Here is a 12,312-nt window from a genome sequence, read left to right on the forward strand (position 1 = left end):
GAAATCAGTCATATCTGCACGGATTAATGTTTGTCACCGCGCAGATGCATTAACCAGTATACCAGACCGACTAGGACTGCTCCGCCAATAATGTTACCGATAGTGACAGGTAATAAATTATTAGAGAGAAAATTTGATACAGTTAAATTTGAAAATTGTTCGGATGATGCACCTACTTTAGTCCAGAATTCTGCTGGTGCAAAATTCTTAATAACAATACCTAAAGGAATAAGGAACATGTTAGCGATACTGTGCTCAAAACCACTAGCAACGAACATACCGATAGGTAAAATTAGTGCAAAAAGCTTATCAATCAGCGTACGGCCTGCATAGCTCATCCATACTGCAAGACAAACCATTAAGTTAGCTAGAATACCTAAGCAAACCGCTTCAATAAACGTGTGCTCTAGTTTATGTTGCGCAGTTTGTAAAACATTCAGCCCCCAAAGCCCATTTGCTGCCATATGTTGACCAGCAAACCACATTAAGGCGACAAAAAAGAGTGCGCCAACAAAGTTACCAAGATAGACATTTATCCAGTTAGCAAACATATTGCCCCAAGATATACGTCCGGTTGCTTTAGGTATAATAGTAAGAACAGTTGAGGTGAATAAGTCAGCGCCACAAACGACAACGAGCATTAACCCCAGAGAGAAGCAGATCCCACCGACTAATTTAGCCAGCCCAAAAGGAACAGATGCGGTACCTGTAGTAGCAGTAATATAAAAAACAAAAGCAATTGATATAAACATTCCCGCAGTAAATGCAGATAAGTAAGTCATTGGGATCTGTTTATTTGCTTTATAACAACATGCGTCATCGGCAACTTTTGCCATATCAGCAGGTGATAATAAATTAAAAGGGCTGTCAGCTTTCATACTAACACTCTCTTATATGTTGGAATAATTATAGCACGCAATAATAGTAGCAAAGGGGCTTACTTCTAAAATTGATATGGATCATGGTCGCTCATTAGAATCCCGTTTTTAGTGCGTAAAAACCCGCTATTTCGGCTATAACTATTTGATTAATAAAATAAAAAAATTTTTTAAAAATTATCAAAAAATTTTAGGCTAGCTGGATAAATAAAGTAAAAAGTAAATATAAAGTATTATTTAAACCCTGTATGTTAAGAATTAAAAATCAAATTTAACGCCTTATTTACTTTCGTCATAAATATAAACATTACTTTATTTGTGGTTAATCTTTATTGATTACTCCAGACATATATCCATTATAAAAATAAGGTTTTTTAATTTTTGAGATCTGGTTAAACAAATAGCAATTTAAACTAGAATTAAGTAATATTATTAGTGTAAAAGTTCAATATGTATTTATAGTGTCATATTAAATGCCTTAAATCGTCATTTTTGCCATATTTTGACAATTTTGTCAGATGGCAAATTTGTCATATTGACAAATCTGTCAATATTTTATTTTCAACAAAATAAAACACTCTACTTTTCAATAGAGTGTTTCAATTTAAATATGCACTTATTATTCAGTTAAAATTAGTTATTATTTAATAAATAACCTTAAACAAAATAGGCTTATTTAGCTGATTGACGTTTTGCTTTCTGTAATTTCTCATAGGCTGCAAGTAACGACTGATGAACAGGTAAATTAGCTAAATCAGGATCAATAGTTTGTAATCCATAAAATGCTTGTTTACCTTGCATTGCGTTTAAGGCTGCTTGTAATGTTTTTTCGCCATACATACGAGAAAATGCGTGCATATATTGTGCTGGTTCACGTTCAGTCTCTTGTTGTAATAATAAGAGATTGTGTAAACAGCGATAATAATTTTGACGCTCTGGCGTAAATAAAGAAGCATTAAAATCTTGAGTCCATTCAACCCAAACAAGCGCTTGATCAAGATCGCCACCTGCAAGCGCTAACATTGATTTTAATTCGCCTACACGTAAATGACTCCAACCATTATCTTTACCCGGAGCAATACCAATCATCTCTCTGATACGTGTAAAATCGTCTAGGCCATCTTCATCAAACTGACCAATAAGAGAAAGGTACTCTTCTTGAGTGCCTTGGCTTGTTGGTAGAGAAAGGATCGTATCACGCCAATGTACACCCATAATATTATTGGCTAGCTGTAAATCTTCAGCAGGATAAATATCTGATAAACCAGGCACTAAAATACGACAAGCGTAAACACCTAAGTGTGAGTAGTCCATGATATAGACTTCTGCATCGCACTGTTGGCAAAGTGACATTAAGGTGTGGAACTCTTCTTCTGTCGTACCACTGAAATTCCAATCAACAAATGTGTAATCTGCATCTTTCTTAAAGAGATCCCAACTAATTAAACCACTTGAATCAATAAAGTGTGTTTCAAGATTAGTGTGATCACCGACTTCTTCATCATCAAAGCTTGGCGGGTTAAAGACATCGAGATCTTTAAGACTACGGCCTTGTAATAGTTCAGTGACAGTACGCTCTAAAGCTACACCAAAATCAGGGTGAGCACCAAAAGAGGCAAAGCATGTGCCATTTTGTGGATTGAATAACACAACACAAATAACAGGGAATTGACCACCTAAAGATGCGTCAAAGCTAAAGATTGGGAAACCTTCTTTCTCTAATGTTTCAATCGCTTCAATAACAGCAGGGTAGCGAGCTAAAACTTCTTTAGGAATTTCAGGTAAGCTAATTCTTTCAGTGATAATGCGATTTTTTACATAACGTTCAAAAACTTCAGATAATCCTTGAACACGCGCTTCATTCTTTGTATTTCCTGCTGACATACCATTAGATGCATATAAGTTAGCAATAATGTTTACAGGAATATAAACAGGTTTTTCATCAGATTGACGTATAAATGGTAGTGCGCAAATTCCGCGATCATGATTACTTGATTGTAAATCAACTAACTCACTACCGCATAACTCACCTTCAGGATCATAAAATTCACGTAAATGAGCATCTAATAAGCCCGCAGGAACAGAATCATCTTCTGTTAGTGGGAACCACTTTTCACTTGGATAGTGAACAAATTCACCTTCTGCAATATCAGCACCTAGCCAGAAATCAGAGAAGAAATAATTGGTTGAGAGACGTTCAAAGTATTCGCCTAATGCGGAGGCTAATGCTGCTTTTTTACTGGCTCCTTTACCGTTGGTGAAACATAAAGGGCAATCTTTATCGCGAATATGAACAGACCAAACGTTAGGAACAGGGTTTAACCATGAAGCTTCTTCAATGTTAAATCCTAAGTCGGTTAATTTTTGCTGAAAGCTAGCGATAGAATCTTCCAGTGCGGCATCTTTGCCAGGAATAAATGTTTGTGACATGGCAGGTTTCATCAATATTTTGCTGGTGATAGTTAGGGGCACATGATACTGAAATCCCCTGTAATGCACTAATAATTTCTCTCATTTGCCCAAGGCTAACTATATTCATCACTTATAATTTATTTGATATATGAGTTTTTTTAATAAATTCGTTCGATTTATCACGGAATTAATAATTTTAAATCATCATAATTGGATTTATTTATAAACTCATAAGGGATCAGTTCGATGATGAAAAAAACATTGCTCGCCAGCCTGTTAGCGGTAATCAGTGGTTCTGCTTTTGCCTTACCTAATGTCACCATTTTAGCAACAGGTGGCACAATTGCTGGTGGTGGCGATTCAGCAACAACATCAAGCTATACAGCAGGTAAATTAGGCATTGATACATTGATTAATGCAGTACCTGAGGCGAAAAAAGTCGCTAATTTAAAAGGCGAGCAAGTCGTGAATATCGGCTCTCAAGATATGAATGACCAAGTATGGCTTCAGCTGGCTAATAAAATTAATGCAGACTGCGATAAAACAGACGGCTTTGTGATCACTCATGGTACAGATACCATGGAAGAAACAGCCTATTTTCTTGATTTAACCACTGCGTGTAAAAAACCTGTCGTTATGGTGGGGGCAATGCGTCCTGCAACAGCATTAGGTGCTGAAGGCCCTTTAAATCTCTTTAATGCTGTTGTGATTGCGAGTGATAAAGCCTCTGAAAATCGAGGTGTGTTAGTAACCATGAATAATGCGGTTATCAGTGGTAAAGATGTTGTGAAAATGAACACGACTGAAGTTCAAGCATTCCAACCTGTTAACGCTGGTGCTCAAGGTTATGTGCATAATGGTAAGGTTCATTATTACACTGCCGCATTACCTCGTGCAGATAAACCCGCATTTGATGTCAGTAAACTGACTGAATTACCAAAAGTTGGTATTGTTTATAACTACTCCAATGCCTCTAATTTACCAGCAAAAGCCTTTATTGATAACGGCTATAAAGGTATTGTCAGCGCTGGTGTTGGTAACGGCAACTTATATACTGATATTTTTGATACTTTAGCTGATGGCGCTAAAAAAGGTGTAGTTGTTGTGCGTTCAAGCCGTGTACCAGTAGGCTTTACTACACAAAATGGTGAAGTTGATGATGCAAAATATGGCTTTGTTGCATCAGAGCGCTTAAACCCACAAAAAGCGAGAGTATTGTTACAATTATCTTTAACACAAACGCAAGAGCCTGCGAAGATCCAAGAGAATTTCGAAAAGTATTAATTTAAAAGAGTTTGGATAATAACAAGGCCTCATTTATGAGGCTTTGTTATTTTTAAAGAGTGAAATGGCTAATTGGTTTTGGCTCGAGAGACAACAACTCTTGCGGCAAAAAAAGCAATTAATGGCGTTATTGCAAAAACAATAAAGAGCCAATGTGCCGCATTTTGAGCGCCTATCATGCCACCCGGATTTGTTAACCCTGCCATATTAACCACCGTCCCTGAAATAGAGGCACCAACAGCCGTTGAAAACAATTGGATTGTGGTAATAGATGTTGCCGCTTTCTGAGCTTCTTGCCCTTGAGAGACATGCAATACACGAGTTAAATAATGAGGCCACGCCATACCAATACCTGCACCTGTAAAAAAGAGGGCTATACAAATAATGATAATTTGCCCATAAGGTATGGTTAGAACATTAGAGATAAATAAGCCAAGGATCACAATGGCTGAAAAGTTAATCATTGGACCAAAACGCATTAATCTCTGAGCAGTAGATTGTTTACTTGAGGAAGACACAATGGCAGAGAAAGACCAACCCGCACCCACCAATGCTGCTAAATAACCCGAAAGCAGAGGGGTAATATTATGGATAATTTGCAAGAAGTAGGGCACAAAAACTTCTGTTTGTACGCTTATCCCTAATAAAGCCATAGTGAGATATATGGGTGCTAATGGTGCAGAAAAAGAAAATGTCCCTTTAGGAAACAATCCATCATTCGATTTTTTATCAATATTGACTAACAGTAAAATAAAGATCACCGCAAATATAAAAGATAAGGTGTTATATAAAATAACGTTATAAAGACTACCAATAGAAATAGATAATACAGCGAGCATTAATAAAATAAGCTGTTGATAAGGTAACGGCGCTTTGGCGACAATATTATCAGCATTATTCTTGGTAGGAAGAATAGTAAATAATAAAATAACGTAAGGAATGCCTACAAATAAAATAGACCAAAATGCACCACGCCAAACATCATATTCAGCAAATATTCCGCCTAGTGCGGGGCCTAATAGTGTCGATATTCCCCACATACTAGACATTAACGCCATAGCTCTGGACCAAAGTGGTTGAGGGAACATCACTCTGACTAAAGAGTAAGCAAGTGCCAGCAACATTCCTCCGCCAGCCCCTTGAATAAATCGCCCTAAAAGTAATATCTGCATTGAAGGTGCTGTTGCACAAATAACAGAGCCTGCTAAAAAGCAAATAGTGGCAAAAAGATAACTATTGCGAGGGGCGAATGCACTCAGTAATCGTGAAGTTAATGCAGAAGAAAGAATGGAAGCCAGAATAAAAACAGTGGTGTTCCATGCATATAAATTAAGCCCACCGATATCACGTACAATTGAAGGTAGCGTTGTGATCGTAATATAGACATTAATTGCGTGTAATGCGACACCTCCTGCTAAAGCGAGCGATTTTAGACTATTTTTTCCATGAAGAAGCATTCCCCAGCTTGCTTCTTCTTTTTTATTTACACTCCCCGACATAAAACACTCCTAGCCATTATTTTTACGCTCTGCATATTATGCGTTAGTTCACAATAATCATTGCGCCAATTTAACGGGAATGATACAACCGATAAAGGTCATTTTGTAAAAACATATTCAGATAGGGTGAATTTGAATGAGTCAGGTATATAACTTTAGTGCAGGTCCGGCTATGTTACCGGCAGAAGTCCTTCGTCGTGCAGAACTAGAATTATGCAACTGGCATGAACTTGGGCGTTCGGTTATGGAAATTAGCCACCGCAGTAAAGAGTTTCTTGAAGTTGCTCATCAGGCAGAACAAGATCTTCGTGATCTTCTTAATGTGCCAGAAAACTACAAAATTCTTTTTTGCCACGGTGGTGCTCGAGGTCATTTTGCTGCTTTACCTCTCAATTTATTAGGCGATAAAGTAAGCGCTGATTATATTGATGGTGGTTATTGGGCAAAAAGTGCAGCCGAAGAAGCTGAAAAATATTGTTCGCCAAATATCATTAAAATTAAAACAGAAGTTGATGGCAAAATTGGTGTTAAGCCAATGAAAGAGTGGCAATTAAGCGCTGATGCAGCTTATGTGCATTATTGCCCAAATGAAACCATTGATGGTATCGCTATTCATGAAGAGCCAGATTTTGATGATAGTAAAATTGTTATTGCTGACTATTCATCTTCGATTTTATCTCAACCGATAGATGTTAGCCGTTTTGGTGTTATCTATGCGGGCGCACAAAAGAATATTGGTCCTGCGGGTTTAACGATTGTCATTATTCGTGAAGATCTATTAGGCAAAGCGCGCAAAGAAACACCTTCTGTGTTTGATTACACAGTGCTTGCTGAGAATGACTCCATGTTTAATACACCACCTACCTTTGCTTGGTATTTATCAGGTATGGTCTTTAAATGGCTGAAAGAGCAAGGTGGTTTGCAAGAGATGGCAAAACGTAACTATGAAAAAGCAGCGCTTCTTTATAGTGCAATTGATAATAGTGATTTTTATATCAATCGTATTGCCACGGAAAATCGTTCACTAATGAATGTGCCTTTCCAAATGTCTTCTCCTGAACTGGATTCCTTATTCTTAAAAGAGGCAGAAGCTCAAGGTTTAGTCGCATTAAAAGGTCACCGTGTATCAGGTGGTATGCGTGCTTCAATTTATAACGCAATGCCATTGGAAGGTGTTCAAGCATTAGTCGACTTTATGGCTGATTTTGAACGACGTCATGCGTAATAAATAAAATCTAGAACTAGAATAAGAAAGCCTGCTTAAATACAGGTTTTCTTATTATTCAACCTTTAAGATGTTAATAATTAAAATTGAGTTACCAAGTACAAAATAATAAATAAAAAGATAAGTACCTAAATAATTTTATATTTAATTAAATAGCATCCCCCGCTTAATTTACTTGTTTATTGGAGTTTTTACCTGTTTATGGAATCGTTAACATTACAACCTATCGCTCATATCGAAGGTGTTATTAATTTACCAGGGTCAAAAAGTGTCTCTAACCGTGCGTTGTTATTAGCGGCTTTAGCTAAAGGTAAAACTCGTCTAACCAACTTATTAGATAGTGATGATATTCGCCATATGCTTAATGCATTAAAAGCCTTAGGGGTGCAATATCAATTATCAAATAACAATACGGTATGTGATATTGAAGGACTAGGTGGTGAATTTAAAACAAATTCGCCATCAGAGCTCTTCTTAGGTAATGCAGGTACAGCAATGCGCCCATTAGCGGCCGCATTAAATCTCGGTCAGCATGATATTATTCTTACTGGTGAACCTCGTATGAAAGAGCGTCCAATTGGGCATTTAGTTGACGCTTTACGCCAAGGTGGTGCAAAAATTGACTATCTTGAACAGACTGATTACCCACCAATTCGCTTACATGGTGGTTTTTTAGGTGGTAATGTTGAGGTTGATGGTAGTGTTTCTAGCCAGTTTTTGACTGCTTTATTAATGATGGCACCTTTGGCAGAGCAAGATACGATTATCACCATTAAAGGCGAATTAGTATCAAAACCTTACATTGATATTACCTTAGCATTAATTAATACCTTTGGTGGGAAAATCGAAAACCAAGACTACCAGCGCTTTGTTATAAAAGGTGGTCAACAATATCAATCACCAGAAAAGTACCTTGTAGAAGGTGATGCTTCATCTGCATCTTACTTTTTAGCAGCAGCTGCCATTAAAGGCGGTACTGTGCGAGTTACAGGTATCGGTAAAAATAGCTTACAAGGGGATATTCATTTTGCTTCTGTGCTTGAAAAGATGGGTGCAAAAGTACGCTGGGGTGAGGACTATATTGAGTGTGAGCGTGGAACGTTAAAAGGTATTGATATGGATATGAATACTATCCCTGATGCTGCAATGACCATTGCTACCACGGCACTTTTTGCTGAAGGCGAAACGGTTATCCGCAATATTTATAACTGGCGTGTAAAAGAAACTGACCGATTAGCGGCAATGGCAACAGAGTTACAAAAAGTGGGTGCGATTGTTGAAGAAGGTCACGACTACCTAAAAGTAACACCACCAAAACAGTTAACCACTGCGGATATTGAAACTTATAACGACCATCGTATTGCAATGTGTTTTTCGCTGGTGGCACTTTCTGATACACCAATTACTATTCTTGACCCGGGATGTACTGCAAAAACCTTCCCTGATTATTTTGAGAAATTAGAAACACTTTCTCAACGTAATAATTAATGTAAAAATCATTAATTAAAATGAGTCAAAACTAAATCAGTTAAATCGGCAGTATTGAACCTTTTGGAGAACAATACTGCCGATTTTTTATTATAATTAGATTAATTTTTCTAAAAAAACACTACTTAGAAAAAATAATATTAAATAAGACTTTTTAGTGCTTATCTACTTGTTTCTTCCTATACATTGTATGCGTATAATGTCGCGCATATATTAATACTGTTTTTCTCTGTTTGAACACTATGCCTATTATATCAATGTAATAAGAGCAACAAACACAGAAATGCAGTGCCCACGAAAAGGAGAAACTCATGGCGGTTATCGTCCCTGTTATAACTGTTGATGGGCCTAGCGGAGCAGGTAAAGGAACATTATGCCAAGCATTAGCGAAAGCATTTGGCTGGCATTTACTCGATTCTGGCGCTATTTATCGTGTATTGGCATTAGCAGCTTTACATCATCATGTTGATATTACTTCCGAAGATGCTTTAGTACCTTTGGCGGCAAATTTGGATGTACGCTTTATTCCTAATGAGAATGGCTTAAGTGTCATTCTAGAAGGTGAAGATGTTTCAACTGAAATTCGAACAGAAACAGTTGGGAATACGGCATCACAAGCTGCAACTTTTCCTCGAGTAAGAGAAGCATTATTACGTCGTCAGCGCGCATTTCGTACAGCACCGGGCTTAATTGCAGATGGCCGAGATATGGGCACAATCGTTTTTCCTGATGCTCAAGTGAAAATATTTTTAGAAGCGAGTGCAGAAGAGCGCGCGCGTCGTCGCATGTTACAGTTGCAGGAAAAGGGCTTTAATGTTAACTTTGAGCGCCTTTTATCCGAGATAAAAGAACGCGATTACCGTGACCGGAATCGTGCTGTTGCGCCACTTGTTGCGGCGAAAGATGCATTAATTCTCGATTCTACAAGCTTGTCTATTGACGAAGTCATTGAAAAATCGTTGACTTATGCTAAAAAAAATCTGCAATTATCAGCGTAATTAATTTTTATTTCGTTTATACTAGGTAATTATCAAAATCGGGTTGACGTGTTAATGAAAACACAACAATGCCCGATGACCTTGTCACAAAGGATGTAACGAGGTATGTGAAACAACCCCATTCGGCCGGATGCTAAATGGACGTTAATTAAATTTACTTGAAGATCATTAACATGACAGAATCTTTTGCTCAACTCTTTGAAGAATCCCTAAAAACAATCGAAACTCGTCCTGGCGCTATCGTTCGCGGCGTTGTAGTTGCTATCGATAAAGACGTTGTTCTGGTTGATGCAGGTCTGAAATCAGAATCTGCTATTCCTGTAGAACAATTCAAAAACGCTCAAGGCGAATTAGAAATCCAAGTGGGCGACGAAATTGATGTTGCTCTGGACGCGGTTGAAGATGGCTTCGGTGAAACCGTTCTGTCTCGTGAGAAAGCTAAACGTCACGAAGCGTGGCTGATGCTGGAAAAAGCTTACGAAGAAAACGAAACTGTTGTTGGTATCATCAACGGTAAAGTTAAAGGTGGTTTCACTGTTGAACTGAACGGCATTCGTGCGTTCTTACCAGGTTCACTGGTAGACGTTCGCCCAGTTCGCGATACAACTCATCTGGAAAACAAAGAGCTTGAGTTCAAAGTCATCAAATTAGACCAAAAACGTAACAACGTTGTTGTGTCTCGTCGTGCGGTTATCGAATCTGAAAACAGCGCAGAACGCGATCAGTTATTAGAAAACCTGCAAGAAGGCATGGAAGTTAAAGGTATCGTTAAGAACCTTACTGACTACGGTGCATTCGTTGATCTGGGCGGTGTTGACGGCTTACTGCACATCACTGACATGGCTTGGAAACGTGTTAAACACCCAAGCGAAATTGTCAATGTTGGCGACGAAATCACTGTTAAAGTCCTGAAATTCGACCGTGAACGTACTCGCGTATCATTAGGTCTGAAACAACTGGGCGAAGATCCATGGGTAGCTATCGCTAAACGTTATCCAGAAGGTACTAAACTGACTGGTCGTGTAACTAACCTGACTGATTACGGCTGCTTCGTAGAAATCGAAGAAGGTGTTGAAGGTCTGGTACACGTTTCTGAAATGGATTGGACTAACAAAAACATTCACCCATCTAAAGTTGTTAACGTTGGTGATGTTGTTGAAGTTATGGTTCTTGACATCGATGAAGAACGTCGTCGTATTTCACTGGGTCTGAAACAGTGCAAATCTAACCCATGGCAGCAGTTTGCAGAAACTCACAACAAGAACGACCGTGTTGAAGGTAAAATCAAGTCTATCACTGACTTCGGTATCTTCATCGGTTTAGACGGCGGTATCGACGGTCTGGTTCATTTATCTGACATTTCTTGGAATGTTGCAGGTGAAGAAGCAGTTCGTGAATACAAAAAAGGCGACGAAATCGCTGCTGTAGTTCTGCAAGTTGATGCTGAACGTGAACGTATCTCACTGGGCGTTAAACAATTATCAGAAGATCCATTCAATAATTACCTGTCTGCTCACAAAAAAGGTGCTATTGTTTCTGGTAAAGTAACTGCTGTTGACGCTAAAGGCGCAACTGTAGAATTAGCTGACGGTGTTGAAGGTTACCTGCGTGCTTCAGAAGCTTCACGTGACCGCGTTGAAGATGCAACTCTGGTTCTGAATGTTGGCGAAGCTGTAGAAGCTAAATACACTGGCGTTGATCGTAAAAACCGCGTTATCAACTTATCTGTTCGTGCTAAGGACGAAGCAGATGAGAAAGACGCTATCGCTTCTGTAAACAACAAAGAAGAAGTTGGTTTTTCAAACAACGCTATGGCTGAAGCTTTCAAAGCAGCTAAAGGCGAATAATTTAAGTTATTAACGGAAGGCAACGTTAATCGTTGCCTATTTATCGGTAGTTTAGGGAGGTAATATGACCAAGTCTGAGTTAATCGAGAGACTTGCAGGCCTACAATCTCATCTTTCGGCTAAGACGGTTGAAGAAGCTGTAAAAGAAATGCTTGATCATATGGCTGATACTTTAGCTGATGGTGAGCGTATCGAAGTCCGCGGATTCGGCAGTTTTTCTCTACACTACCGTGCGCCGCGTACGGGTCGTAACCCGAAGACTGGTGATAAAGTAGATCTGGAAGGTAAATACGTTCCACACTTTAAGCCAGGTAAAGAGTTACGTGACCGTGTAAATATTTATACGGAATAATAACTCCTGTCGAAATGGCACGATGTTAGTTAACTTTCTCAAAAACGGTACTTAGGTGCCGTTTTTTATTACCTATTATTATCACTTTTGGTTTATTTTTCTGCTCCCTAATTTTTTCTATCTTCCATCTTGCACCTTCAATCCCAATCTTAGATTGAATGATTCGTTTTATTGATTTTATCTCGCTAGCACCTTTCTTTTTTATTACTTTATTCTGCTTTGATTTTAATTTCTCTATTTAATTACCTATATCACTTAGTTGCTTTGTTTTTTACGAGCTTCTTCTCAAAATTTATTGTATGTAACAAGAGATCTTTTCCTTTTTATAA

At 38.3% G+C, this 12,312-nt stretch carries 9 protein-coding genes; 6 read left to right on the plus strand and 3 right to left on the minus strand.

Going from position 1 to position 12,312, the window contains the following annotated elements; genetic code table 11:
• Positions 1-23: 23 nt before the first annotated feature.
• Both focA and ycaO read right to left on the minus strand, forming a co-directional pair.
• The gene (gene focA / locus C0T34_RS07005; protein ID WP_098943736.1) at positions 24-878 is read right to left on the minus strand and encodes a formate transporter FocA; all 855 of its coding nucleotides are present in this window, start codon (positions 876-878) and stop codon (positions 24-26) included.
• A gap of 672 nt (positions 879-1,550) precedes the next feature.
• Positions 1,551-3,308 (minus strand): 30S ribosomal protein S12 methylthiotransferase accessory factor YcaO, encoded by a 1,758-nt coding sequence (gene ycaO, locus C0T34_RS07010; RefSeq protein ID WP_098943735.1) that lies wholly within the window; start codon positions 3,306-3,308, stop codon positions 1,551-1,553.
• Positions 3,309-3,536: 228 nt separating this feature from the next.
• Here ycaO and ansB point away from each other — a divergent pair, with 228 nt between their 5' ends.
• Positions 3,537-4,574 (plus strand): L-asparaginase 2, encoded by a 1,038-nt coding sequence (ansB, locus tag C0T34_RS07015; protein ID WP_109849907.1) that lies wholly within the window; start codon positions 3,537-3,539, stop codon positions 4,572-4,574.
• Between the two features lie 68 nt (positions 4,575-4,642).
• On the opposite strand, the gene C0T34_RS07020 is transcribed toward ansB, so the two are convergent.
• Entirely contained in the window at positions 4,643-6,073 is a 1,431-nt protein-coding gene (locus C0T34_RS07020; RefSeq protein WP_109849908.1) for an MFS transporter, read from the minus strand.
• A 136-nt stretch (positions 6,074-6,209) separates the two neighbouring features.
• Here C0T34_RS07020 and serC point away from each other — a divergent pair, with 136 nt between their 5' ends.
• From serC to ihfB, 5 genes are all read left to right on the plus strand, one after another.
• On the plus strand, positions 6,210-7,298 hold the full coding sequence (gene serC / locus C0T34_RS07025) for a 3-phosphoserine/phosphohydroxythreonine transaminase (protein WP_109849909.1): 1,089 nt from the start codon (positions 6,210-6,212) through the stop codon (positions 7,296-7,298).
• Between the two features lie 201 nt (positions 7,299-7,499).
• A complete protein-coding gene (gene aroA / locus C0T34_RS07030; RefSeq protein ID WP_109849910.1) occupies positions 7,500-8,786 on the plus strand; it encodes a 3-phosphoshikimate 1-carboxyvinyltransferase in 1,287 nt (428 codons plus the stop codon).
• A gap of 311 nt (positions 8,787-9,097) precedes the next feature.
• Entirely contained in the window at positions 9,098-9,784 is a 687-nt protein-coding gene (gene cmk, locus C0T34_RS07035) for a (d)CMP kinase (protein WP_098943727.1), read from the plus strand.
• 173 nt (positions 9,785-9,957) lie between these two features.
• The gene (rpsA, locus tag C0T34_RS07040; protein ID WP_006537421.1) at positions 9,958-11,631 is read left to right on the plus strand and encodes a 30S ribosomal protein S1; all 1,674 of its coding nucleotides are present in this window, start codon (positions 9,958-9,960) and stop codon (positions 11,629-11,631) included.
• Positions 11,632-11,695: 64 nt separating this feature from the next.
• Positions 11,696-11,983, plus strand: coding sequence for an integration host factor subunit beta (gene ihfB, locus C0T34_RS07045; RefSeq protein WP_006537420.1), 288 nt, complete (start codon positions 11,696-11,698; stop codon positions 11,981-11,983).
• Positions 11,984-12,312 lie beyond the last annotated feature (329 nt).

It is taken from the genome of Proteus sp. CA142267 (genome assembly GCF_003336825.1).
GTDB lineage: Bacteria > Pseudomonadota > Gammaproteobacteria > Enterobacterales > Enterobacteriaceae > Proteus > Proteus terrae.